Annotated in this window: 17 protein-coding genes; all 17 read right to left on the reverse strand. The window is 44.3% G+C overall.

Annotated features, from left to right (window positions below; translation table 11 throughout):
- Positions 1–94: 94 nt before the first annotated feature.
- Complete coding sequence (locus ASD24_RS07380; RefSeq protein ID WP_056693797.1) at positions 95–2,740, reverse strand: hypothetical protein; 2,646 nt, start codon at positions 2,738–2,740, stop codon at positions 95–97.
- Positions 2,741–2,921: 181 nt separating this feature from the next.
- Positions 2,922–6,032, reverse strand: a complete 3,111-nt coding sequence (locus ASD24_RS07385) for an S-layer homology domain-containing protein (RefSeq protein WP_056693800.1) — start codon at positions 6,030–6,032, stop codon at positions 2,922–2,924.
- Positions 6,033–6,549: 517 nt separating this feature from the next.
- Entirely contained in the window at positions 6,550–6,891 is a 342-nt protein-coding gene (locus ASD24_RS07390) for a hypothetical protein (RefSeq protein ID WP_056693802.1), read from the reverse strand.
- 204 nt (positions 6,892–7,095) lie between these two features.
- Positions 7,096–11,007: an S-layer homology domain-containing protein gene (locus ASD24_RS07395; protein ID WP_056693804.1), complete on the reverse strand. Its 3,912-nt coding sequence runs from the start codon at positions 11,005–11,007 to the stop codon at positions 7,096–7,098.
- Positions 11,008–11,171: 164 nt separating this feature from the next.
- Positions 11,172–12,299 (reverse strand): glycosyltransferase family 4 protein, encoded by a 1,128-nt coding sequence (locus ASD24_RS07400; RefSeq protein WP_056693807.1) that lies wholly within the window; start codon positions 12,297–12,299, stop codon positions 11,172–11,174.
- Positions 12,300–12,730: 431 nt separating this feature from the next.
- Positions 12,731–13,489 (reverse strand): WecB/TagA/CpsF family glycosyltransferase, encoded by a 759-nt coding sequence (locus ASD24_RS07405; RefSeq protein WP_056693809.1) that lies wholly within the window; start codon positions 13,487–13,489, stop codon positions 12,731–12,733.
- 7 nt (positions 13,490–13,496) lie between these two features.
- A complete protein-coding gene (gene csaB / locus ASD24_RS07410; RefSeq protein WP_056693812.1) occupies positions 13,497–14,687 on the reverse strand; it encodes a polysaccharide pyruvyl transferase CsaB in 1,191 nt (396 codons plus the stop codon).
- Positions 14,663–16,684 (reverse strand): DUF5693 family protein, encoded by a 2,022-nt coding sequence (locus ASD24_RS07415; protein ID WP_056693814.1) that lies wholly within the window; start codon positions 16,682–16,684, stop codon positions 14,663–14,665. Before ASD24_RS07415 ends, csaB begins: the two co-directional genes overlap by 25 nt.
- A 326-nt stretch (positions 16,685–17,010) precedes the next feature.
- Positions 17,011–18,729, reverse strand: a complete 1,719-nt coding sequence (locus tag ASD24_RS07420; RefSeq protein ID WP_056693816.1) for a phospho-sugar mutase — start codon at positions 18,727–18,729, stop codon at positions 17,011–17,013.
- A 147-nt stretch (positions 18,730–18,876) separates the two neighbouring features.
- A complete protein-coding gene (gene fabZ / locus ASD24_RS07425; RefSeq protein ID WP_056693818.1) occupies positions 18,877–19,308 on the reverse strand; it encodes a 3-hydroxyacyl-ACP dehydratase FabZ in 432 nt (143 codons plus the stop codon).
- 495 nt (positions 19,309–19,803) lie between these two features.
- Complete coding sequence (locus ASD24_RS07430; protein WP_056693821.1) at positions 19,804–20,028, reverse strand: DNA-directed RNA polymerase subunit beta; 225 nt, start codon at positions 20,026–20,028, stop codon at positions 19,804–19,806.
- 12 nt (positions 20,029–20,040) lie between these two features.
- A complete protein-coding gene (locus ASD24_RS07435; protein ID WP_056693824.1) occupies positions 20,041–20,880 on the reverse strand; it encodes a flagellar hook-basal body protein in 840 nt (279 codons plus the stop codon).
- Positions 20,881–20,925: 45 nt separating this feature from the next.
- Positions 20,926–21,810, reverse strand: coding sequence for a flagellar hook-basal body protein (locus ASD24_RS07440; RefSeq protein ID WP_056693828.1), 885 nt, complete (start codon positions 21,808–21,810; stop codon positions 20,926–20,928).
- 102 nt (positions 21,811–21,912) lie between these two features.
- Positions 21,913–22,911, reverse strand: a complete 999-nt coding sequence (locus ASD24_RS07445) for a rod shape-determining protein (RefSeq protein ID WP_056693831.1) — start codon at positions 22,909–22,911, stop codon at positions 21,913–21,915.
- A 219-nt stretch (positions 22,912–23,130) separates the two neighbouring features.
- Positions 23,131–23,418 carry a sporulation transcriptional regulator SpoIIID gene (gene spoIIID, locus ASD24_RS07450; RefSeq protein ID WP_024632710.1) on the reverse strand — a complete coding sequence of 96 codons (288 nt, stop codon included), beginning with the start codon at positions 23,416–23,418 and terminating at the stop codon, positions 23,131–23,133.
- A 171-nt stretch (positions 23,419–23,589) separates the two neighbouring features.
- Positions 23,590–24,327 (reverse strand): M23 family metallopeptidase, encoded by a 738-nt coding sequence (locus tag ASD24_RS07455; protein ID WP_056693835.1) that lies wholly within the window; start codon positions 24,325–24,327, stop codon positions 23,590–23,592.
- 1,155 nt (positions 24,328–25,482) lie between these two features.
- Complete coding sequence (gene spoIID, locus ASD24_RS07460) at positions 25,483–26,838, reverse strand: stage II sporulation protein D (RefSeq protein WP_056693837.1); 1,356 nt, start codon at positions 26,836–26,838, stop codon at positions 25,483–25,485.
- Between the last annotated feature and the right edge of the window lie 86 nt (positions 26,839–26,924).

The following is a 26,924-nucleotide window of genomic DNA, read 5'->3' on the forward strand; positions in this document are numbered from 1 at the left end:
ATCTAATATTTACTATAGAGAAAAAAGCGCGATGCGACAAGCAAAACCTCGCTCCGTTAAGCTAGAGACGAGGTTTCTTGAGTGACTCATAACATTAATTATTTTGTGAATTGTTATCAACAGTGTTTTCTGGGAATCTTTCAGGTTCTTCTTCCGGTACTCGGGAAACATCATAACTATAAATTTGCTCAGCAAGCTTGATACGATTACCCTGAAATTGATCATATAAAGCCATCTTATAAGATCCACCTCTTAATTTATTGAAAATTTCATCATCAATACTCCAACTCAATGATTGATTCAAACCAGGCTTTAAATCACCTTCTAGTGAAAATTCCTTTGCAAATGTCTTTCCTGCTGAGTTATGAGTCATTTCCAAAATTAGTTTATGCTCATTTTCTCCAATATCCATATCTTCCTCTTGTGTTAAAGTGTATGACATCTCAATCTGAACAGATGCTCCACCTGTTAAATAAGCTCTAATGTTATTACCTGTAAAGGTGTAAGGGTACAAGTCAATATTACTTAATGTACTTTTTACTGTCAGAGAAGAAGGCTGAATTTCAAATGACATAGCATTCACATAAGCTGTAGCTGTAGCTTCTCCTTCACCTGTCACGAACTTATTATCAGCAATTCCTTCACCCACGATTAGACGCATATCAGATGATGTAACACCTCTCGGTACTTTCGCCCAGAAGGTTACAACGCTCTTCTGCCCCGGCCCTGGTGCACGATCTGCTTGTTTAGCGGTTGCTTTGTAATATTGACCATCAGCTGTCTTGTAGTAACCTACCAACTTACCAAGACCACCCTGGCGTAGAGACTTGTTCGTCATTTCGAATTCAGTATATACGATGTTGGATGAAGTACCTGGATAGATATACGTTCTACGTACACCAAGTTCGGTTTCTTTCTCGCCTGTACCTTGGGTAAAGGTCTTGCCTGCACCAACATAAGAGAGCGGCTGGATTAAACCAGACGTACTAAGGGTAATCCAATCGTTCGTTTCCTGCTCGCTCACTTTCTCCAGCAAGGTTACTTCCAGGCGACTCATGTTGAGCTCAGACGGAATCTTGGTTATGAGATATGCCTCAGTGACCATGCCCGAACCAAGTAGCTTACCACCTTGGGCACGGATCAATTTCGTATCGCCATCAATACGTGCGGAATCAATGGTGAACATCGCTTCCAACTCTGGTAATTGAACGGTCTTGTTCGAAGCATTACGAATGGTTACTTTCGCAGCAATGATGTCACCGTCAGTCCATGGCAGACGCTGCAAGGAACCAACAGATACACCGAACGTACCTTTACCGTTCTTAATGACTGTCTCTGTAGTTAAGCCATCTCCAGTAATTACTGAATCAGGAATCGTATAGATGCCCACAGGATAAGAGAACTCCAGTCCATTAGAGCCTGTATCGCCTTCCTTGTTCTCATCCTTAGTCGTTGGGGTCATGACATAGAATTTGATCTTGCTTGTATCCCCATCCCCTTGAATGGTAGAGATCAGCTTAATCGTCTTCGTTGCACCTGGTTTAAGCTTCAGATCATCCAGTGCCTTTGTCTCGATCGGATAAGCTACGCCATCTTCTGTACGAATATCTAAACCATATTTAGGAATCTTCACTTCCTTCTTGCCTTGGTTCTTAATCACCCACTGCATCGTTAGATCATACTCTTCATCCTCTACACGTGTCCGGGCAGATTCCAGCAAGGTGGATACCGGTTGTCCATCAATAGAGATAATATTCGGTTGATTCGCTTCCGTATTCACGTTCGTTTGACTTGCTTCTGGCAATTGAAGTGCAGCTACAGGAAGTGCGGTTTTCTCTTCACCTTGTTCTTCAACAAGCAACAATTCGGATCTCTCCAATTTCCCTGCTGTAGGCAAGGAAGCAAGTAAGCTCAACGTTTTGTTCGCTTGTGCCTGAATGCTAATGCTTGCACTATCTTTGTCCAGCGTTAAGGGATAGTTCATACCGCCTGGTGTACGCAAAATCCACTTAATATTCGGGTTATCCAAAAGCTTGTAGCTGATGTTATTGAGGTTTACGCCGACTTTGACGTATCGCTTCTTATCTTCACCTGGATACACCTTAATACCGGATACCTTCACCTTCACCGCTGAATCACTTAGGCGAACGGTCTTGGTTTTGCCAGCTGGCGTAGTGATGCTATACGAAGATGGGACATTAAACTTTCCTAAAGTGCTTTCGTAATTCGGTTTACTGAAATCCCATTTGACGATGAGGAAATTCAGATCACTTAACTTCACTTCACGTCCAACCTTCATCACATAAGTGAGTTCTACCGTGGAGCCCGGAGACACGGTCTTCTTCTCTTGATCCTTAGCAATCAGCTTCGGAGAGAAGCTTGTCCCACCTTTGGTTTTCACTTTGCTCCAGTAATCCAGCATCATCATCGGTTTACTATCATTATTTTTGTAAGATAACGTATACGTCACCGTGTTTCCATCATCTTGAGCTAATATATTCACATCTGTTAGATGCACTGTACTACGAGCAGTAACTTTCACCGCAGGTACGTTAGCCAGTGTATGTACGACTTCTTTGGTAGCAGATGTCTGATCCTTCTGAGTTGTATTACTATTTGCACTATTTGTCGTAGGTTTCCCCGAATCCCCCGACGTACTTGCCGCCGATACGATCCCCCCACTGGAACTGATGAACAACATACTTGATAACAAAGTCATCATGACCTTTTTATGATCCACTTCCAAACCTCCCATAAGTTGCTTGTTGCTATATAGTATAAACGTTTGGGAAGGCGAGAAAGTTACGATGTTGTTTAATTTGATATTATCTAAAACAATAAAACACCCTCTTAGCAACATATAGCTAGGAGGGTGTTTACCATATTATTTAACATAAATAATATTCTTATTTCAGAAAGTATTACTTAATTTCAAAATCTTTAAGTGCATTGTTTTTAGTAGCATCTACACTGTTAATTTCATCTGTAATCAGTTTAACGCTATTACCAGAGAACTTAACGTTGTAAACATTAAGATTACCAACTGCAACAGTTGTTGTTACTGTTAAAACAATTTCATTGCCGTTGACAATTTCAACATCAGTTACAGTAGCAGCAGAGTTATTCAAAGTTACTGTAAACAACTGGCGAGCTGGGAATGCAGCATTAGAGTTATCTACTACATTTTTAGTTGTTTTGAATGCTACTTTGTACTCATTTGCTGTCGAAGTACTCGTAATTGTTGGTGCTTTTCCATCCCACTCAGGCTTAATAGTATTAGTTACTACTACTGCTGGATCCAATTTCACCAAGTTACCATAAGTATCTTGTGTGTAAGTTGTTCCAGATTTAGTTTCTACTTTCAAAGTGTTCAGAGCAAAGTCCAACGGAAGTTTATTGTTATCAAACTTCAATGTAAGTGTTTTACCATTAGCAGATAGTGTAGCATCATTCGGTTGATAAGTTACACTTGTTGCACTTGCTGGCGTATATGTTGCAACAAAATCTTGTGCATAAGCATTGCTAACTGGTGTTGTAAACTCCAATTTCAATTCAGTAGCACTTGAAGCTTCTACAGTAGTAGGAGCAACAGAGATCGCTGCGTTTCTTCCAACAATTTCTTTGGAAAGTACATATCTATTTGCAGTAGTAGATCCACTGTAAATATAGTTCCCGTTGTCAAGATACTTACCAGTTGTATCGGCAACATAACTCACAACAATTTTATTACCCGCAGCAAGTTTCACATTGTTACGTTTAGTTACACGAACAGTATCAGCGGAAATCAGCTCGATATCCGAGTCATTCGGTGTCAATTGATAGAACTGACCAGCTTGTTCAACAACATATTTTTCAGCTTTTAAAGCATTTCCTTCGCCAGAAGTAGCAAGAGCTTTATTGAACTGAATGTATACTTCACGAGCATCATCAATGTTATTGGAATCTGTGTATGCACGGACAACTTGACCATATGCTGCATCTTTAACAGACAAATTAATTGTCACTGGCAACAGAACGTTTGCTGCATAAGCAGTATCACGCAGACCGGATACAGTCAAACTGTAGTTGTCGTCTTTCAGATTAGAACCAAAGTTGATTTTCACAATTTTGTTACCGCTGTTCGCAACAAACTCTGGAGTACGGATTGGGTTACCATCAGAGTTCAAACCATTTGCATTTGGGACTTTGCCATCAGCATTTTTCAAAACGTAGTTGGAACGATCAGTAATACTGCTTGTAGCAAGAGCTTTGCTAAATTGAACTTCAGCAATGTAGTCACCGCTCACGCCTTCTTGATAGAACTTAGAAGTTACAACAGTTGGACGAGTAGAATCCAAAGAAGAAGTAACATCATGCTCTACATTACCAGTGTTACCACTGTAATCTCTAACACCAGTCAAGAAGATTTTGTTGTCAGTGTAGCTAAGTGCTTTCTCGCCAAATGTGAGGGTTACCTTGTTTCCACTAATTTCAGTTTTCACTGGTTTAACAGAAGAAACGTTAGCATACGCACCGGATACCGCTTTAACCGGCTCATCGAATTCAACTACAACTTTTTGCAAGTCGTTAGTTTTTGCAGAAACTACTTTAGGTGCTGCAGTGTCAGCAGTAGCCGTGAAAGTTTTCTCTACTGGAACTACAGTTAGACCAGAGAAATCTTTAACATTGCTTACACGTAGAGTATGTTGACCTTCAGTCAAGTTTGTTTCAGCAATAATCACATTAGGATATACATAAGTAAGAGATGCAGCAATGTTTTTATCGTCGATACGGAAGTTACTTGAAGTAAGATTCGTATTTACGATTGGCTCACTGAACTCAATTTTGAATGCTTTTGTTCCCAGAGCTGTAACTTCTTTAACTTCTGGAACTGTCACATCAAGCGGTGTGAAAGCAACACGTTGAGTAATCGTTTTAGTATTGTCAGCGTTCTTAACGTTGTTTACTTGTACAAACGTTTCACGTTGACTTGGCAATACATTTTCTACTTGACCAGGCAAGAAACTGGAAGTGCGATCTGCCAACAACAATGTTACTGTTGTTTTGTCATCAGACAATGTAGCAGATGCAATTTGTTTACCATCAGAGTTAGCACTGTTTTCAATTACATAGTTGTTTTCATTTTCAGCAGATACTGCATCTACAGTACCATCGAATTTAACAACAACTTCTTTCAAGTTAGATGCAGATGCAGAGACAACTGCTTGTGCTGTTGTAGTTTCATAAGTAACTGTATGTTTGAAGTCACGATCGTTATACTTGAAGGAAACTTCAGTTGCTTTATTAGCTTCAAGAGCTTTATCCAAAGTCACTTTAACAGATTCGCCATCACTCATTTTGAAAGTAACAACTTTACCTGCTTCAGATACTTCGTAAGAAGATACTTTCAGGTTTTGAGCTTCGTCAATTACGTAAGCTGCTCCTACGAGCAATTCACGGGAAGCGTTACCTGCGAAGTTAGCGTTAGCATCCAAGAATCCAGCGTTAATTGCTGCTTGAACGTAACCTTTAGCCCATGCCGGAGCACTGTTGTTAGTTTCAGCTGGGATTTCCAGATCGAGTGCACGAGTAAGGATTGTAGCCATCTCGGACACAGTTACTTTACCGTTGAAGTCGAAGATTTTCTTTTCAACGTTTTTACCTTCCATGATACCTGCAGCAGTTACTGCTTCAATGTAAGGTACAGCCCAGTTCTTAGCTGTGTAGTTTTGGTCAGTGTAAGACAATTGGCCCGTGATTTCTTTCAGGCCGAGCAATTTAGTGATGACTTTAGCGAACTCAGCACGAGTCATGTCTTTTTCAAGACCTGCTGTACCATCTGGATAACCATTGAAGATACCTTTTGCTTTCAATGCATCAAACTTTTGTTGTGGTGAAACTGCTGTATCACCGAATGCTACAGATGCAAACATTGAGAATGCCATTGCTGTAGACAACGCTACGGATAAAATTTTCTTCATAACCTTTTTTTCTCCTCCTTGGGTGTTCATAACATTGTAATTTTCTTTAATAGGGTTGCTCTTATTTCTCATATATTGTTGCACCCCCTTTCCAGAGTTCTGAGCAAGTTAATATAAATGATGTCTGTGAGCTTATCACAGAAACTTGTAAACTAGTTCGTAAAGCAGAATCATACGAAAATAGAGTAGTTTCCTAATCCTACCTACGTATTATACAATGGGTCTTGCGAGTCGTAAAGCAATTTTTTCTAATAAATAGACAAGATTCTTCACGAGGTCATTCTTGGAAAGTCCCCCAATGTTTTTGACTCTACATCTTAAACGCAGTAGATTCTGAAAAGTTGCGGATTCCACAAAAAAAATTTTGAATTTATTTATGTACTGTTACCGTGCGGGCCTTCTTGAAATTCAAAACCTCGTCAAACCATTGATACAACAGCGTTTCCAACTCTTAGGATTTGTTTCCACTTGAATGCCAACGTTTAAATATACCCTCCATTTTTATCCTTGAACCGACATTTTTCTCAAATTTAAAAATAAAAAAAAGCATCCTCGAAAGGATGCTTTTGCGTATTCTTGGCTATATTGGTTAGCGAATTTTCATCGCAAGTTCAATAATTTGGGCACGCATTTGTGGGTCACTATTCAATCTCAGATACATATCATCGATCGAAAGTCTGTTCTCACGATACGTTTTCTCATGCTTCATTGTTGTATGAGACCATTCAATTAGTTCATTCTCAGCCAAGACCAAATTATTGTATGCATCATGGAATCCAGTAGACTGTACAAGTCCTTCCATGACTTCCTGAGAGATCTCTTGTGTCTTACGTGTATCTTCCAACTTTTTCTCCAGAATGACTGCCTGCTTCTCGAACTGTGTCTTTGCCTTCATGTAGCCCAACTGAGCTTTTGAATAAATCGGTTTCATTAGCTAACTTCACCCTCTAGATCATTGTGTATTTACCGTTATTGTATCTTAAACTCTAGCAAATTACAAAATTAGTTATTGGTAATAAATCTGTTTCTTCTATTATAAAAGTGTTCTTTACAGCTTGATGAACAATCATGAAAAGACCTGCCCCTTTAATGTAAGGGACAGGTCCTTCCTAAATACATTGATAAAACCCTTGAATTAACTCAAGTTTTTAGGGAATACTTTCGTACTCTTCTTCAGCAATTCCACGGCAATTTTACCTGCTTCTGCGCGAGTCAGATTACCTTTTGGATTAAAGGCAAACTGTGGTTTGCTCTGCCCTGCAACAGTTACTGGTGAACCTTCCATGATTTTGGCTTTGGTAACAGCTTGTATCGCAGGTCCGGCATAATTCTCCATGCTCCCTGAATCAATGAACGACTTAGCCAAGGCAGTCTTTAGCTTAGTATCGTTAGCAGCCAGTTTGAGTTCAAGTGCTCTTGCGATCATTACTGCCGCCTGTTCCCGTGTAAGTGGTCTGTCTGGGCCGAACACACCATCAGTTAATCCAGTGATAATACCTGCTCTCGCTGCTGTTTCAATACTGTCATAATCCCAAGCAACTGAACTAGTACCAGTCGATACATCTGTAAAGGTTGGTCTGTTGTCTGATGTAATTGGAAGATTGAGCCCTTTAACCAACAGTGTCGCAAATTCCCCTCTAGATGTACGATCGTCTGTGCCGAATTGCTCGAACCGAAGTGGAGCCATAAACCCTTTAGCGTATAAAGCATTCAAGATATTTCTTGCCCAGCCATGATTGGTAATGTCGTTGTAACTTCTTCTCAATTTCATAACTTTATAATACCCAAAATTGTCAAATGGTACTGTAATGGTTTTCTTTTTAGAATCAACCTCACCACCAATCCGCTTCCATTCACGATTTGGAGTGTAATAGAATACGGAAATAGTTGAACCAGCATCATCCACAACATTGGAATCGTAAGTTAACTTTAATGTTCCTCTCTGAGAAGGCTTAATCTTTCTTTCAGATGGGGTCTGAGGATTCCCATAGAAAGACTCCATAGTATAAGGACCTAGACCATTAGTGCCCGCCTTGTAGGTTGAAGTTCCTCTTTCTCCTGTCTCACCCAAACCACCACTAATCCAATAAATATCGGAAATAGGGCTGAAATTTATAGAGTCTCCAACAATTGCCGAGAACCTTCTGTAGTATTCCTCAGGCACCGTTAGTGGATTTGGATCATCATCTGCTTTCTTGAATCCAACAATGCTCCCATAATCATTACGACGTTCAACGATTCCTGTAGTTGGATCAGCAATCCCGAACAACAGCTTGTTATCCGGATAAAACGTCTTAATGCCATTGACATCGGTACTTTCCATAACAGTTCCTTTAGGAAAGCTTAATTCAAGTTCTTTATTAAAGGTAGTGTATTTATTAGTTACTTTTGGAGCCATGTATTGCGAATCTACTCCTGTAGCCCCAGTGTAAAAGACCTCAATCGTGTCTGTTGTTTTTACCCCATCCCGATCAATCGTAAGTTTAATTTTGTTAGACTTGTCCTGCTTCAGCCCCACGTAATCTAGCACAAAACGATTATCTGTCCCTTCAAGTTTCTTAGCATTCTCTTTATCAATAACAATTGAGGTAGCACCTTCAGCTTCAATATCAAAATGCACGAAGTTTTTGTTTACAACAATTTTGTTACCAGAGGTAGGTTGGGGAGATAGCATTCGGTATCCCGCTGCTTCCCTAATAATTTCAATTTTTTGGCTTGTTTTTGCACCTGTTTTATTGAACAGATCCAATGTGTAAATATACGTTCCAGGAGTGTCTGCTTTTAGGTTTTCGAGACGAACCAGAAAATCCTGCTGTTTCCCTATGCGATCAACAACAACAGTATCAGGCTGATTGTCTAATGCATATTGTGTATCAATTTTTAATCCTTGATCGGTCCAAACTGTATCACCTGCAGCTCCATCAGGAATATCTAGATCAAAAATTTTTTGAGTTCCCATACTCAGAGACATTCGAGTTGCTCCCGCACCACGGAGCACCAAATCAAATTTTTTCAAACTTGTTGTGTATTTTTTATCTGCTAATATAAATTCAGGTGAAAGAGACAGTAAATTTTTCACCCACAAATCATCTGGATTGTATGGTTCTACAAATCTCGGGCGATCCTTAGTTGGAGTCGGTACGAAGCTCTGAATAGTCGACACATTGTTATCGTTGATGTATATCCTAAGTTCCTTAGATACTTGATTTAACTGTCCTTTGTCGCCTTTTCCTGTACCTGTAAGTACAATCCGATTTTCTCCAAAGAACAACGGCCCTGTATTACCATCAATTTTAATCTTCAAACCTTTGAAATTCCCATCTTTGTCCAAGGCCAACTTTTCCTGTACAGGATCAGTTCCCGCTTCAGGGTGTGTTGAAAAAACCTTTACTCCATTAGCGAAAATTTCAGCTACAAAATAGTCACTATCTAACGTAGTAAAATCAACATACTTTCCGTTGAGTTCTATTTCTCTAGGTGATCCCTGTTTCAATTCATAAGTTTGTCCATCAGATAAATTCTCAACAAAAATATAATTCTTTGAGGCAAACGAGATCGTAGCATTTCGGCCTGTTGCTGATTTATCAAACTTAAATTGTACAGTCTGGGTTCCGTTTATAAATCCCGAAATTTTATAAATATACTTCGTTGAAGAGACCTCTTGTATTGGTTCAGAAAGCTCTATACTACTCGTTCCTAACGGAAGATATTGCGCCATCAATTTTTCCTGAGGTTTTGTACTTGTTTCCACCAAAATATAAAAATCAGGAGAGGTTACACTAGCTCCATTCAAAGGAACTCCATCAGGAATTGCACCTCCTGGTTTAAAATCCTTGAGATATTTTAAATTGGTAATCACTGTTTCGTTTTCTAAGTATACAAAATCCATATTCGTGGTTGCAGTCTTACCACCATACTTAACTGACAATGAATGTTCCTGTACTCGGTCAGGCTTAGTCACAGGAGGTGTATCCGTTGTAGTTATAGTTTTGAACGTTATAGATGGAATCTCAAAGGAGATCAATACATACGAAGGAGTATTAATTCCTATACTAGGGATCGGCGTAACATTAGGTGTAATTGGTGAAGCAACTCCATCAACTTTGATTTCAGTTGCAGTACTGCTTTTGTCATCAGGAAGTAATAATTCTACTTTGACGCTTGCCTGTGTTGGATCCCCTCCATAGGTGGGAGTTTCAGATAGCATACTTTGGGCTATTCCGCCGCTCTCTGTCAGATCCAACTGGGAGAATGGATTTTGATCATCGTAGTACATTAATGAATAATTGAACACATTTTTATCCACGCCACTCTCAATTGTGATCTGGAGATCATTATTTCCAGATTTTAAATTGAGTACTGGCGAATTGAATATAAAGTCTAGTGGCGAAAGGGCAGTTGGTAAAGGCTGACCACCATTAAGTGATACAGTTACTTTCGAAGAATTATGTGCAGTACCTTGCAAGGTTACTTGTTCCGTATCTACTACAACCTGAGATCCTTCGTTTAAATTTAGACTATCCGGCCCTCCAAGAACTTGGAGCTTTTCAATGTATGGAACTGCATCATACAAGATGTAAAAACTCTCGGAACGTTCACTCGGCCCTTGCGAACCTGTAAACGTGATTTTATTCATTCCTGGAAACAATGTAAGATTAGCACGAAAACGGTTATCGGGACGGTTCGGATCGACAGTTATTAACCCCGGTGCTACACGCGTAGACTCTGGTGTCCATGTGCCATCCTTAAGGTTCATTAACTGAATATTCACACCCAGAGTAGATCCTGTTACATTGGTAAAAGTTCCTGTCAATACTTGCTCAGCATTTGTCACATTAAACGCATTACTTCGTGTCAAGCCGTTTGTCTCACCACTTCTCATATCTAGGCCAACTGTATCTTTCAATGGTACGTTACCTACGTTATCTGGAGTAAAATAACTCGTCTGTCCTGCCGCCGATGCGACGGGTGCAAAACCTGCTGGTATTAGTGATACAACCAGTGCCACCATCATTAGCCAAATCATCGGCTTCTTCATACGTTGCATTCCATCATCTCTCCTTCTTTTAAGTCAGTTAGAGTTATATATCGGACAGAAGGTTCCAATTATTTAGTAAAAACAGCAAAAAAAACAAAAAACCTTATCCACGAGGGATAAGGCTTGGGGCAGGGAAAATGGTATATATAGCGTTAGGCATATCGTTTATTATGTTATGATTTCGAGCGAGTCTCTGGACTTAGTTTGACGCGCATGCGCATCAGGAAATTAATAACTGGCCTTCTGGTTTTGCTGACTAAGCCAATGACCTCTGCGCCGACCTGTAGGAAGAACATCATGATACAGATCACGACGAACGTCACCCAGTTGGCTTCGAACATGGCAGCAGACGATTGGATAATCGCAAGCACACCGAAGAATGCAGCAATACCGTAGATGATCAGCACCGTCTGGCGGTGACTGAATCCAAGCTCACGTAAGCAGTGATGCAAGTGGCCTTTGTCCGGTGAGAAAATCGGCTTCCGTTGTACCGCACGACGAATGATCGCGAAGAAGGTATCCGAGAGCGGCACACCGATGATGATCAGCGGTGTAATGAAGGACACAACTGCAATTTGCTTGAATCCGAGCATAGACAGCATCGCCAGTGAGAAACCAAGGAATAGTGACCCGGTATCTCCCATGAAGATCTTCGCCGGATGGAAGTTGAAGAACAAGAACCCGATAATACTTCCGAGCAACACAAGACACATCAAGGCAATCATCATGTTCCCCATCAAGAAGGACATCACGGCGATTGTACCAATCGCAATACCGGACACGCCGGCTGCCAGACCGTCTAGGCCATCAATCAGGTTGATCGCATTCGTTACCCCAACAATCCAGAAGATAGTCAGCGGAATCGCTACCCAAGCCTCCAGTGAAGAATACGCATCCTGAAATGGAATGTTAACGAAGTCTACGCGAATATTGAAGCCAAACACAACAACTGAAGCAGCAACGATCTGTCCAAGCAGCTTCACTTTGGCTGACAATTCAAACCGATCATCCAGTGCACCAATCAGTACGATAATCGTACCACCGATTAGAAATGCACTAACAAAACTCATATCTCTCGTTGTAAACCATGCAGACACAAAAGGCAGCAAGGCTGCAACTGTAATAATAAAAGCTAGGAAAATTCCGAGTCCACCTAGACGTGGCATAATCCGAGTGTGCACTTTACGTGCATTCGGCGTATCCATCGCGCCAATACGTACTGCGAACTTTTTGACAAGCGGTGTCAGGGCAAGAGCCAGTCCCATTGACACGATAAATCCAATGATAAAGATCGCTACCATTTGAACATTCGACCCCCAATTATAATGCCGTGCATAATGTTAAATCCCCTGATCTCTGTTCGAGGTTTGTTCATTCAACAAAGTTCACATTCCTAATCGAACTTCCTGAATCCTCTTTTCTATATATAAAATTACTTGTAGACATGTTTAATGATGAATATCTGTTACACGTTAACGGAAAGAGCAAGGAAAACCTGGAGAAGTGCAACGTTCGCATTTATCACCGGATTTCTCCCTTATATAAGGGGAATAAAAGAAATCTGGGGATAACGGCGATCGAAAGGTTGCCTTGATCTTGTAGTGGTAAGTGTAACGTTCTACTCATTTCAGTGGCACACATGTAATCCAGAACGAATTATACGCTGAACCCCAACGAAACGCCAACCTCAATTTTTAGCAAAAACACGCATTTTTCTCGTATTAGCCTATATTTATTGGGCTTTTGTCACGTTTTCTTTGTCCGTTATGACTTTAAGTGCAAATTTCGGGAGCGCAAGCATTCGACCTGCCCGACTTGGCTCGCGAAGCAAGCGATAGAACCATTCCAGTCTTAACTTCTGGAACAGTTTCGGCGCACGTTTCGTTTTGCCTGAGATGACATCGAAGCTTCCTCCAACACCCATCATCACCGGAATCTGGAGCGCATCCTTGAACTTGTTAATCCAAGGTTCTTGAGTATCTGCACCCCGTGCAACAAACAATAGATCCGGAGCAGTTTCACGAATTGCAGCCACGACTTGATCATCTTCATCCGAACCGAAGAAGCCGTCACGATAACCTACAATACGAATCGCCGGATACTGCTGTTGTAACCGAACTGCCGTTTCTTGAATCACCTCAGGTGTAGAACCGAGTAAATATACACCCCAACGATAGTTTTCTCCAACGCGCAGCAATTCATGTAAAAGTTCATATCCGGGAACACGCTCAGCTACAGGATCTCCGCAATAATTCGCAGCCCATACAACGCCTGTACCGTCAGGGACAATCATCTCAGCCGATTGCATAACTCGCATGATGGCTGAATCTTCCATTGCCGCCATAACCATGATTGGATTGGCTGTAATTACGTGATGCGGTTGCTTCGACAGCACCGCTTCTCGCAGAACCTCTACCGTCTCACTCATAGGCAATTTAGAAAAAGGAATACCGTAGATGGAAACGGTAGGTATAGTGCCGGTCTGACTCATTATCTTCTCACCCTTTGCGGCCTAAATAGTTAATAATCTGCTGTGCAGGCACTCTGGCCTCCTGCTTCAATTCCGTAATTAGTTCCTCATGCTCCTTCAGCCATTGTGACCGCTGATCGAGAAGCTTCGACACATGCTTGGCCAGTTGATCTGCATCAAGCGTGCTTGTGCTACCTACAGGATCACTATCCAGGCGAAGCATGAACTGATCGATCTTCGGATCGTAGGAGATCCCCACTGGTGGTACATACTGTGAAGCCGCATAGATCAGACTGTGCAGTCGCATCCCAATGACGATATCACACTGACTCACCTCTTGCAGCATGAGCTGAGGATCGGTCAGATTGTCCGTTATGCTGACCTCGCTCCCTTTGCTACTCACATCGCCCATCAATTCCATTACGAATCGTGATGCCTCATCATCCTTAGGCAGATGGAATGGCATGAATCGCAAATGAACTGCTTTGTGCACACAGAGCTTCTTTAATCCAGCAGCAATAGCCGTAAGCTCTTTACGATCCGATTCCCAGAAGCGAACCGAAATCCCGATAACGGGAAGTTTGGTATTCCCCGAAGGAGTGTTATTAACGGAGGAGCCCTCGTTCACCGAAGGCTTTTCACCCGATCCTGCCACAACAGACTTCTTTGTCGCTCCACTCTCCGGTAATGGCAGTCCCATCACTGGATCAGGTACAACGTGAATCTGATTCCACTGCAATCCTAGCTGGCGAAGCAGCTCGGCAGATTGCTCATCACGAACCGATACATATTTACAGGCTTTGAAAACGGAACGGATCATTGGATTAAAAATCTTCCGGTTCACCGGGCCGATCCCTTGTGCATATATAAACGTTGGTTTCTTCAACCACTGGGCAAGCTTGATAACACCGAGATAATACGGGATGGACTTCAGCCCTGTTGCATCCTGCAGCAGGCTACCACCACCGCTAATTAACCCGTCACTTTCCTTGATGGCTTCTCGAACTTCCTTGAATTTCATACGGTGAACAGAACGAACACCATACATTGAAGTGGTCGATTCTGGATCACCGGAGAGCACAATGGGTTCAATGGTGATGCCCGATCTGTGGCTCTCCTCTTCCAGTGCTGTCAGAATTGACTTCAGCACCGCTTCGTCTCCGCTGTTACGGAAACCGTAATATCCTGAGATGACTAATTTTTGAGAAGTGGTGACCATTTTTTCCAACATCCTTCCGCGACTTGCCACACACCCACAGCAATGATCCCGAAGATTAAGCCAAGTCCCAATCCCATCACACCACGAATGAGGGACAACACAGCTGGTGTGTGGATATGCGCAAACGTATCAACCATAGACAACTGTCCAATCGTTGCAATAATAAGAACAAAAATGAATTTACGATATTTCAATGCAGCGAACACACCAACGATGAACAGTGGGTGTCCTCCCATGAACTCTTTGAATCTTGGACGAACGCCGAAGGTATCTTCAAGCGTTGTACGCAGGAACATTTCAAGCGGTGTAACCGAGCCTGAATTGCCTGTCCGCGTCAAATAATAATAACCTGCAGCTGCAGCAATGACTGCGAGTACAACCATCAATACGTTAATTGGCATACGCAGCATTTCTTTGATTTTCTTAATCGAGAAGCTGCCCGAACCGCGATAGAACACAACATAAATCGCAACCAGTGCGATTGGTGCAAAGTGCAACAGACTCACGCCTCGGAACTGGTTAATGACCAGACTGTACGTAATGCTGTTCAACAAAGCGATAACAAACGGCACTGCCATAAATGAAAGAATCGATGTTCTTACATATAGAATGATGGTCTGACCTAAACGACGACCTGCTGACGCATCTGGCTGACGTTGCTGTTGGTAGTTCACCGTGCGAACGGCAAGCACCATGGCAATCGTCGGTGCCGCAATGGCTACTAGCAAGGCGATCCCTTGCTCAAGCAGTGTCGGTTTCAGCAAGAACAATCCAGCACTTCCCACTAAACTTAGTGCGAACACAAGCAGAGTTAGTAGTGGTACAAAGTACGATACCATGAGCGTAATCAAGGCAATCGCACCAATTAGAGCAACCAGTTTGGCATAACGCTGAATGGACGAATCCTTCACCGTAAAGGCTTCAGCTTGTCCAAGCTCGAATCCGAATTTACCCATACGTTCAACCGCATGACCTGGTTCGCCCAGACTGTTGATCAGATTCTCGATTGGATCTGTAATCATGGCTTTGGACGTATTCCGACTTGGTGAAGCATTCATGTAGAGCATGCGAATGTTACGGTCTTTCGTCGCCAATACGAAACGGTCTGCAATGGTATCTACGTCCAGATTGGCATCGGCATCACTCAGGGAATATAGGCGTGCAACATTATAATCAATTTTGTAAGCGAGTGTCTGGAAGCCAGATTGTGGCTTCTTCAGATTCTCAATCGCTGCGAGTCCGATGTCGTATTTATTGAGCAATTGTGCGAATTGATCAATACTCTTCATCTCCGCATTATCATTGTACCCTTTCACAGCATCCCCATCAAACAAGATGCGTGTAACGCCATTCTCTTTGAAGAACGACAGCAGTCGCTCCATGGAGGCTTGGTTGTAAGGTACGCTATCTGAGATCCGCGGCAAGATGTGGAAGCCATGATCACGCAGCATTTTCATAGCAACCGGGTCAGGCTGCAATGGCTGCATGTTGGCATTCTCCGGCGGAGTCTGCAATATTAAGCCGCTGCGGCCTTCATATTCCCATGGAACCACAGGAATCTGGCGGTCAGCGAACGTTTGTTCAATGATAGGGGCATATGTCTGTGCATTCTCTCCGCTCGTGAACAGCACATACGTGTAGTTCTCATTCGAAGGAATCACATTCTTCGTCAGGTTCGCGAGATCCTGACCGTTATATACCATAATACGGCGTGTCTTTCTCAACTCATCTAGTGTACTTTCGAACATTGCCATGGTCGTTACGCCAGCATCTTTTAGACGTGTTAATTGTTCATTCATAAAATCTTGCGGATGGGCCTGATATGCTGAGATATCCAGCAGACCCCGATAATTGAAGACCAGTTCTACCTTGTTGGCAGAAGACTCCGTCTGCACTCGATCACTAATCACTGGAATGGAGGCTACCAATCCAATGATGACAACAAGCCACAGCCACTTCCGGGAAGCGGTATTCCAATAAAGCCATTTTTGACGCACTATACGTGTACCTCCTCAAGTGTTGGAACCAAAATCCACGTTCAGCTCAAGTAATTCCATCATTCATCCCACTTTTACAATATCCACTCCGATGACAGAATAACCTTCCGATCGCTGTTATCCCCAGATTTTTTTGAACCCTTCATTTAAAGGGAAAATCCGGGGATAAAGGCGAACGCTTCGCTTCTTCATGTTATTTCTGTCCTCTCCGTTCTCATGTAAACGTTAAGTTTAACTCTAACATAAAAGCCCCTCCGCCAACCAACCTTTCGGTGCGGAGAGGCTTTCTCATGTTCAAGCTACATCCTTTAAAACCTGTAACTGAATTACGCGTCTACACGTGTCATTACTGCGTTAGACAAGCGTTCGATACGGCTTTGAGCATCGTCTGTACTCTCACCACGAACGGCAAAGTAAATTTTGATCTTAGGCTCAGTTCCTGATGGACGCAGGCAGAACCATGATCCGTCCGCCAAAATGAACTTGAGTACATTTTCTTTAGGCAGACCGTCTAGGCCAAGAGAGTAGTCCAGCACATCTTGTACTGCGATTCCCGCTACTTCTTGTGGCGGATTGGAGCGCCAGTCTGTCATTTTAGCTTGAATCTGAGCGACTCCATCTTTACCTTTCAGTGTACGGGACTCCAGCTTCTCCAAGAACGTTCCGAACTGGCGATATAGCTCTTGCAGTACATCGTACAATGTTTTGCCTTGGCTCTTGTAATATGCAGCAGCCTCAGCAATTAGCATGGAAGCGAGGATTGCATCCTTATCGCGTGCATAGTTGCCTGCCAGGTAACCATAGCTCTCTTCGTACCCGAACAAGAACGTATGACTGCCGCTTTCTTCGAATTGATCCATTTTTTCACCGATATATTTGAAGCCTGTCAGGGTGTTCATCACTTCTGCACCATAGTGCTCAGCGATTACTGCGCCCAACTCGCTCGTTACAATCGTTTTGATCACTGCACCATTGCTTGGCAGCTTACCTGTCTCTTGCAGGCGACTTAATACATAATGAACCATAATGGCACCGGACTGGTTACCGGACAAGACGAAATATTTGCCATCGTTGTCTTTTACCACCGCACCCATACGGTCTGCATCTGGGTCTGTACCGATCAAAATGTCTGCACCAACCGCTTCGCCCAGCTTCATCGCCAGCGTAAATGCTTCGCGCTCTTCCGGGTTAGGGGACTTCACTGTGGAAAACTCTGCATCTGGCTGTTCTTGCTCTGCTACGATGTGAAGTTGTTCGAATCCGATCTGCTCCAATACACGACGTACAGGAACGTTTCCTGTTCCGTGCAGTGGTGTGAAGACGATTTTGAAATCACGTCCTACACCGTCTTGGATCAGTTCACGACTCAAGCTCTGACTTGCTACAGTATCGAAGAATGCTTGATCTTCTTCTTCCCCAAGCCATACGAGCAACCCTTGTGCTTCAGCTTCTTCTTGAGTCAGCTTTTTGACATCGGCCAGAGAAGGAACCTCCTGGATGTACTGAATCACCTTCTCCGCTTCATGCGGTACAAGTTGACCCCCTTGGTGGTTGTACACTTTATATCCGTTATATTCAGGAGGGTTATGGCTCGCTGTCACCACAATACCGCCCGTTGCTTGCAAATGGCGCACGCTGAAGGACAATTGAGGCGTAGGGCGCAGGGATGTGAACAGCTTCGCCACGATTCCGTTGCCTGCCAGAACAAGTGCAGCATCCAGTGTGAACTCTGGTGAATAGTGACGGGAATCATGCGCAATGACCACAGAAGGTCTGCCTTCTTTGTCACCATGCTGTTCCAGCAAATACCGAGCGAATCCTTGTGTTGCACGCCCCACCGTGTAGCGGTTCATCCGGTTGCTTCCAGCGCCGATCACACCACGCAATCCACCCGTACCGAACTCCAGATTACGGTAGAAACGATCTTCCAGCTCTTTCGGCTGATCCTGCAAGTCACGAAGCTCCTGTTTCGTCGCTTCATCAATCGAAGCATCCTCCAACCATTGCTGCAGCGTCAATGCTGCTGTTTCGCTTAACTGTTCCATTCCTGCAAACCCCTTCCTCTATGTCCATTCAAAATAATTGCTGACTCCATCAGCATGTTGCCCTTGATTCCAGATTCTCATATGCCATAGCAGATCGAACATCTTCTCTCAGGTGCCACATGCTCACGTATGTACTCAGCTTATCTCTTAGCTTGGGTCAGACAATGCAAACATGATCTCGCCTTCAGCGACAATTTTATCTTCCACTCTAGCTGTAGCTTTACCTTTACCGATCGAGCCTTTCAGTCGAGTGATCTCCACTTCAAGCATCAGCGTATCTCCAGGCACAACTTGTCCACGGAATCGGAAGTTGTCCAGTCCCGCTAAAAATCCAATTTTGCCTTTATTGCTCTCGATGCTAAGCATAGCTGCTGCGCCAACTTGAGCCAGCGCTTCTGTAATCAAGACACCCGGCATTACCGGATACTCTGGAAAATGACCCAGGAAGTGCGGTTCGTTGATCGTTACATTCTTCAAACCAACAGCACGCTTGCCCTCCTCCATCTCTACAATTTTATCCACCAGTAGGAACGGGGGACGGTGTGGAATGATCGCTTGAATCTGTTTGCTATCGAGCACGTTGTATTCTCCTTTCGTGTCGCATTTTATATGAGGTGTTCCATAATGGACTGACCATGTGCGTTCTGGTGACGCTCCGGGTGCGGATCGTTCTTTCGATCGCTGTTGTCTTCTAATTTTATCTGATTGTAGCTTTTAAAAGGTTAAAATTAGAAGACAAAGGCGAACGCGTTGCTTCTTCAGAATCGATTCCTTCCCCTACACTACGTTACGCTAAATACAAGTTCAGACCATTATAAAATCCAATCTCATATAAAATATAGTTGTTGTATTTGTTTAAAAAGCGCATTTTCGGTTAACACTAGAAATATCCTTCATGACTGCAGTAGTGAAGGTTGAGATAAGGGGTCTCTCTTGGCGATGATGCATATCATTCGCAGGGGAGGCCTCTTTTGACATTAGACGTTAGAAGTCAAACGTCATCCATCATTATACTGTTTTCAACACCAAAAAGAAAACTCCTGCCTACGCAGGAGTTTTCCCTCATTACACGTCCTATGGAGCGAACACCAGATTATATACATGCTCCCAAGTGCTCCACTCCAATACGGAGCCGATATCCTGTTTACCCAGTACTACATAGCCAGCGACCATACCACCAGCGAGGGCAAGAACAAGCAGAAACGGAACCAGAAACCACCTGGCGATACGCCATCCACTCTTCTTCTTCTTGACTTTCGTCTTATCCGGCTTACTGTTCTGCTGCTCTGTATCTGTCATCACATTCACCTTTTATGCTCTCAAATTGTTGGCTAGACCCGCCATCGAATCACTGGATGTCAGTGCCCGAGCTGCCAACTGATACGTACGCTGTCCTTGCATCAGCAAAGCCATCTCCGAAGTCAGATCCACATTCGACTGCTCCAAGTAACCCGCACGAATTGTAGCCGTCGCTGGACGCGTCGCCGCATTAGCTCCAAATACATCATCTTCCGTTAAACCAACGTCCAACCCAAACAGATTATCGGCATATTGCACCAAACCTTCAGGACGCTCAATATCGACGAGTTGCAACTGAGCACCGATAGTTGCGTTAGCCGCATTACCTCGGCGAATTAGCAAATTCCCATTCTCATCAAATGCGACCTTGCTATTCACCTGTGCGGTAATCCGATTACCTTGACGATCAAGCACAAAATGCCCTTCTCCGTTAACGAGAACCATCATCTGAGGTGCATTCGGGTTCGGATTCGGTCTTTCATCAGGTACAAAATGGAATGCACCTTGACGTGTCCACATTTTCTGCCCGTTCGCTTCCACAGCAAACATAGCATTGCCTTCAATCGCTAGATCCGTCGGGTTACCCGTCTCATTAAGCGATCCTTGCGTCATATCCTTCGTAACATCTGATAAACGTACTCCAAACCCGAGGTTATATCCCATCGGTGTAGAACGACCATCTAGTTTATACTTCTCAGGTTGTTGTTGTACACGAGTCAAAACATCTTCAAACGCTGCTTGCTTGCTCTTATAGCCTGCCGTGTTCACATTGGCAATATTATCGGCAATGACTTCCAAACGTTGCTGAATGCCAGTCATGGAGACCTTGGCACTAATCATGGAATTATTCATCGGTGGTTTACCCTCCCCACTACGTGGTTATATCTACGGTTGACGTTATACACGTCCAACTTCATTAACGGCCTTTTCTAAACTTCGGTCATAGAACTGCACAATTTTCTGATTGGCTTCATACGCACGGAACGCAGCATTCATGTCCACTGTCGCTTGAGAAGCATCCACATTGGAGCCCTCTAAGTATCCTTGACGGATCTGAACGTTATCTCCAGCAGCCATCATTCTAGCCGTTGCACCGCCCTGTTCGTCCAAACTGAAGTTACCGTCGCCTTGACGTACCAACTGATTCGGCAGATCAACCACGCTAATTCCAAGTGTAACGCCTGTGGGTGCACCTGTAGCTGCATTCACGAGACGACCTTGCTCATCCACTTTAAATTGCTCCACTGAACCTGTCAACACGATAGGTTGTCCATTATTATCCAACACTTGAGAGCCCGTCGAGCTCAGCAATTGTCCTGTTCCCGTAACAAGGAAATGCCCATCACGCGTGTATCTTGTATTACCATCTGCATCCTGCACCGTAAAATATGCCTGTGGTTGGTACGTAACCGTACCATCTTCTCTCACAAACTTACCTGATGCATCAAATGTAACAGGTTGTCCCGTCTGTGGATCGTTTACCACCAAATTAGATGAAATGGCAAAATCACTCTTCTGCCCGCTCTCTCTAATCGCACCTTGCACATTCATGGACAAGCTCTCTTCGGCAAATACACCTGAGTTCAATCTACCCAACCGCTTTGTCGGAGCATTGGCATCTCCGCCCACCAAAGTAATGAGCATTTCCGGGAAGGAACGGCTAACACTGCTGACCTGTTTGTATCCCGTTGTGTTCATATTCACGATATTCTGGGTTGCTGTATCATGGCGACGTTGTTGCGTAAGCATTCCCGCGGTGGCCGTATATAGACCTCTTAACATGGTTGATCCCCTCTCCTCAAGCGCTTGTCCTGCATGGCAGGCTTACGGCTTGTCCGTTCTTAACCCGAGCATGGGCGAACCTTTGTTGATTATATCGGCAGATTAGAATTTTTTCTTAACCACTTGATCCAAATTATTCAACATAATGCCTGTTCCTTTTACAACACAGTGCATTGGATCCTCTGCTACCCATACTGGTACATGCAATTCATTCGATAACAGCTCGTCCAATCCGTTCAATAGTGCTCCCCCGCCTGTCAACACAACACCACGGTCAATGATGTCCGCTGATAACTCAGGTGGTGTCCGCTCCAATACAGACTTCGCTGCCACAATGATGGATTGTACCGAATCCCACAGGGCTTCTTGCACTTCATGGCCAGAAACCGTTACGGTAATCGGCAGACCCGTTACCATATCACGACCACGAATATCCATCTCCGTTTGACGTCCGCCAGGATGTACAGAACCAATTGCAATCTTCAGATCCTCGGCTGTACGTTCACCGATCATGAGTTTATATTTGGCTTTGATAAACTTGATTATTGCTTCGTCGAACTTGTCCCCTGCAACTTTAATAGAAGAGGCGGTGACTACGTCGCCCATAGAGAGGACTGCAACGTCAGTCGTTCCGCCGCCGATATCTACGACCATATTGCCGCTCGGCTGAAAAATATCCATGCCTGCACCGATCGCTGCCGCTTTCGGCTCTTCTTCTAGGAATACTTCTTTGGCACCGCTGCGTTCAGCAGCTTCACGGATTGCCTTCTGCTCTACGGAAGTAATATTGGTCGGTGCGCAGATCAAAATCCGTGGGTGGCTGTACCAACTTCTCGCCCCCACACGGTTAATGAAATGTCTGAGCATCGCTTCCGTAATCTCGAAGTCCGCAATAACACCATCACGCAGCGGTCTAATGGCAACAATGTTACCTGGAGTACGCCCCACCATACGACGCGCTTCTTCCCCAACAGCAAGGACCCGCTTCGTATCGCTTTCAATGGTCACAACGGAAGGTTCATCGAGGACAACCCCGCTTCCTTTCACGTGAATTAGCACGTTCGCCGTGCCAAGATCAATACCGATATCCTTGCTTAACATAAAAGAGCCCCCAAAGTGATATTATTTGGTCAGCGTATCCTGTGAAAAAGAGTCCCTTATCACGTCACCGCTCGTTCGACAAAGTGCAACATATATATGTAAAAATCGGGCTGATAAGATGTCATAATTCGATCCTGTACCAGCTTTTAACATATCATACTTCAGGGGAGGGATTCAATCCAAGTTTGAGCTTTTTGGCCTATGTCTTGTCAAAGATGATTACGATTTTGCAGAAGCCAACACTTCACGCTTTTTTCCACTCGTTTTTTTGTATTTGATCTTGGTCGCTTCCCCGCCCCGCAAATGACGGATCGACTTGTGGTACTCCAAGATGTGTTTCACCTGGTCAGCAAGATCAGGGTTGATTTCCGGCAAACGCTCCGTCAGATCCTTATGCACAGTACTCTTTGACACGCCGAATTCCTTGGCTATGGTACGGACCGTATTTCTTGTCTCAACAATGCAGCGACCAATTTTGATGGTCCGTTCCTTGATGTAATCGTGCACGCTCCCGCCTCCCTACTGTGTGGATAGTTTGGTACATTATATGAGGAGCATGCCTATATATTCGCGGTTTAGAGGTGTGACAAGCTTCGAAGGTCCCATAATTTTCAGAAAACGTAAAAAAAGCAGAGGGATCATTCCCTCTGCCTTCGGCGTACTGCGGTAAAAAATCAATTATTTTTCCGGGAGAAATCCTTTGGGGTTAACCGGCTGTCCGTCTTCATAAACTTCGAAGTGCAGGTGGTTGCCAAGCGTTTTACCCAACTCATTCACGCCAGCTGATGCAATGGCATCTCCTTGCTTCACTTCGTCATTTTCTTTTACTTTCACATCGGACAAGCTCTGGTATACCGTCTTGAGGTTCTCGTCGTGAGTAATTTCCACAACTTGACCTGTCAGCGGATTTTGCTCAACCCGGGTTACCGTTCCGCTAAGTGCTGCTTTTACTTCGAACGATTTGTTATCTCCTCTTGCCAGGTCTACACCGGTATTCGGGATAAATGTATCGTTATACTGTACCATCGCAGCTTCATGCTCTTCCGTCGAACCTTCGTTTTCATAGAAAGGCTTCACGATCGATACTTCCGAAGGGCTCGCTACTGGCCATACAAAACTTTCCGACTTCGCAACAACTTCCACACTTTCCTGTTCGCCATCAACCACTGCTGTTTCTTCTGTACCTTTGGTGCCGGTTTCTACTACACCTGCTGGATCCGAGTTAAGCGCTTGTTCGCTTGTTCCCTGATAGACCCACACTAAGGTTAGTATAATGCCTGCTGCTGCGATGTAGGCTGCTGGGAACACCCAACGTTTGGACATTGCTCTTTTCCATGAAGAGGGCTGGCTAGCCGGTACTCCTTGTGTTGTTTTAGGAGTTTCTTCTTGGACTGTTTTTTTGTTTTGTTCATTCATCTTGATCACCTCAGTAACAAGTGTTACCGGGTGCAACTCTTTTATACACGCGCGACTCTAATTATTTTCATAAAACTTTCAGAGAGTGCTATATAAGGGGGAATGACGGTTAACCTAGACCACTCCACAGCCAGAGCAATCTTCCGATCGCTGTTATCCCTAGATTTCCTTTATACCTTTTTTCAAAGGTTGAAATCCCGGGATAAAGGCGAGCACTCCGTTTCTCCAGATTATCTCTGTCCGCTCCGTTCAGGTGTAACCATACATGCCATCCGATATAAGCAAAGCCTGAAAGTTTTAAGATGTGGCGGGTAGATAGGATAGGATAGGATGATGGAGTAGATGCGCGGTTGGTATGCGCTCCGCTCCGGTGACAGAAAACCTTTCGACTCGCTGTTATCCCCGGATTTCCTGATTATAATCTCCTAAGGGAGAAATCCGGGGATAAAGGCGGACGCTTCGCTTCTACAGGCCTTTTCTGTCCCCTACGCTCCCCAACACTCGCACTCTCCGCCGATATAGTCAAAACTTGAAAGTTTTAAGATGGGGCGGGATAGGTAAGTAGAGTAGCCGGGAGTAGATAGATGGTGATTAGCGGTAGTGGTTATATTAGGAAATTTGCTGGCTTGAGATTGGTGTACTAGCTGAGTTGTTAATTCGCTAGCTGATGACAGGTGCACCGGTTGAGTTGGAGATTCACTAGCTGATGATAGGTGTACAGGTTGAGTTGGAGATTCACTAGGATGGATGATTGGTGTACCGGTTGAGTTGATAACTCACTAGCTGATGATAGGTGCACCGGTTGAGTTGGTAATTCACTAGCTGATGATAGGTGCACCGGTTGAGTTGGAGATTCACTAGCTTTGGTATTTGGTGCATCGACTGAGTTGGGGATTGGCTGGCTCGCTAGTTGATGCACCCTAGAAATTGATATATTGCTAACGAACTCAGGTAGCCTTATTGGCACGAAAATCTCAGCTAAGAAATTCTAACGAATCGTGGACATGCTAATTACTCATTTAGGCGCTAAGATCGCATCAATTCCGTGCTACTGCGTGATATAGCGCTTCTGAGGTTCGTTAGAATTTCCAATCGCTGAGATATAGCCTAATAAGGTCTCTCAGATTCGTTAAGCACCAACGGCACCCATCTCCCCTACTTCGATGCCAGCATCTTGGATGCCTGTCCGAAGGATATGCCAGTATAGTAGTGTTTGAGGATTTGTGTTGCTGTGTGTCCTTCTTGCGCCATCCCATTGGCTCCCCACTGGCTCATGCCAACACCGTGGCCGTATCCATAGGTTGTGAACTCGATCTTGTCTCCGTCACTCTTCCAACTGAATTGACTCGATCTCAATCCAAGTAAATTCCTAACCTCAGGGCCGCTGAACGTCTGACCGGCAATCTGCATTTCTTTAATCCGGTGTCCCTTCGTTGTGGACAGCACTTCCATCCAGGCTCTTCCCTTTTGAGCTGACACGGGTATTGCACTGGCGCTCAGATTCAACTTTTGCAACACTTCACTGCGCTTCATCGTAACGGTCTCCTCAAATCTCGGGGCGATCTTCTTGTCCCACGGGCTGTCTACACTTTTAAGATAAGGCACAACATTCCCCCATACGTCTTCTGCATTTTCGGTATACCCATTACTGGTTGAGAAAAAGGAAGCCGTGATCGCTTTACCCTGATACGTCATGACCGCATCGCGGCTCTCACGAATGGCTTGCTCTAGCTTCTCCCAATCTTCCGCTTTGCCAAGCCGCGTCCATTCAGCCTTCGCTTGATCTGGTGGGATAAATACTTGGTGACTTACCGTATCCGTAACGTCCGCATCTCCTGATGGCACACCACTTGTATCATTCGCCGCCAATCTTCTGACGATAAACGTGCGAGCTGCAATTGCTTGGGCCTTCAATGCTTCCAGTCTGAACTCAGCTGGCATCTCAGCTGCGACCACACCAGATACGTACTTCTCCAGCGGAAGCTCCATCGTTGTACCTGTTGCTGACAGATATACCCGTACATTAGGCTCTGGATACGTGACAGGTACAGCAGGAGTAGGTGCTGGCGTAGATGTACTATTGGCGGTGGGTGATGCCGGAACCGACTTAACCGAGTCATCTGATCGCGGCCAGACCAAAATAACAGGGATCAGCAAGGCGAGCGTGAGTAGTGTAGTTGCCGCTGCAACAGGTTGCCAGCGTGGAGGTTTGCGTCTGCCCCAGCGATGCCCACGTGCAAATGTCCGCATTCGCCGCCGCTTCACAGGACGGAAATGATCCAGTTCAATAACAGGTACATGCATCTGGCCTGTTGTTGCATCATCTGACGTGTCTACCCTCGCTTTGCGTGGAGCAGATACTGTTGCTGAGCCTACTGATGCTAACCGAATAGGTGTCACCGAGGCTAGTTTGTCTTTTTCCATAGCTGAATTAGAAGTTGGCTCCTCTGGATCTGTAGTACCTGGGCGAGGAACAAGAGGTACCTTAACCTGAACACGCGCTTCTTTCATTTCGACATAACCCTCCGTTGTCCACGAGTGACCATGCACCGGCCTATTTTGTTCAATTCCATAGTTTAGGGTATGAGTTGAATCGA

It is taken from the genome of Paenibacillus sp. Root52, assembly GCF_001426865.1.
Lineage (GTDB): Bacteria > Bacillota > Bacilli > Paenibacillales > Paenibacillaceae > Paenibacillus.

What these genes read in the sequence shown, in the direction of transcription:
- ASD24_RS07440 (WP_056693828.1), bottom strand. Translation starts at nt 21,810, where the DNA reads ATGTTAAGAGGTCTATATACGGCCACCGCGGGAATGCTTACGCAACAA.
- csaB (WP_056693812.1), bottom strand. Translation starts at nt 14,687, where the DNA reads ATGGTCACCACTTCTCAAAAATTAGTCATCTCAGGATATTACGGTTTC.
- ASD24_RS07435 (WP_056693824.1), bottom strand. Translation starts at nt 20,880, where the DNA reads ATGAATAATTCCATGATTAGTGCCAAGGTCTCCATGACTGGCATTCAG.
- ASD24_RS07385 (WP_056693800.1), bottom strand. Translation starts at nt 6,032, where the DNA reads ATGAGAAATAAGAGCAACCCTATTAAAGAAAATTACAATGTTATGAAC.
- ASD24_RS07455 (WP_056693835.1), bottom strand. Translation starts at nt 24,327, where the DNA reads ATGAATGAACAAAACAAAAAAACAGTCCAAGAAGAAACTCCTAAAACA.
- spoIID (WP_056693837.1), bottom strand. Translation starts at nt 26,838, where the DNA reads ATGAAAGAAGCGCGTGTTCAGGTTAAGGTACCTCTTGTTCCTCGCCCA.
- ASD24_RS07430 (WP_056693821.1), bottom strand. Translation starts at nt 20,028, where the DNA reads ATGACAGATACAGAGCAGCAGAACAGTAAGCCGGATAAGACGAAAGTC.
- ASD24_RS07405 (WP_056693809.1), bottom strand. Translation starts at nt 13,489, where the DNA reads ATGAGTCAGACCGGCACTATACCTACCGTTTCCATCTACGGTATTCCT.
- ASD24_RS07400 (WP_056693807.1), bottom strand. Translation starts at nt 12,299, where the DNA reads ATGGTAGCGATCTTTATCATTGGATTTATCGTGTCAATGGGACTGGCT.
- ASD24_RS07420 (WP_056693816.1), bottom strand. Translation starts at nt 18,729, where the DNA reads ATGGAACAGTTAAGCGAAACAGCAGCATTGACGCTGCAGCAATGGTTG.
- ASD24_RS07445 (WP_056693831.1), bottom strand. Translation starts at nt 22,911, where the DNA reads ATGTTAAGCAAGGATATCGGTATTGATCTTGGCACGGCGAACGTGCTA.
- ASD24_RS07395 (WP_056693804.1), bottom strand. Translation starts at nt 11,007, where the DNA reads ATGCAACGTATGAAGAAGCCGATGATTTGGCTAATGATGGTGGCACTG.
- ASD24_RS07390 (WP_056693802.1), bottom strand. Translation starts at nt 6,891, where the DNA reads ATGAAACCGATTTATTCAAAAGCTCAGTTGGGCTACATGAAGGCAAAG.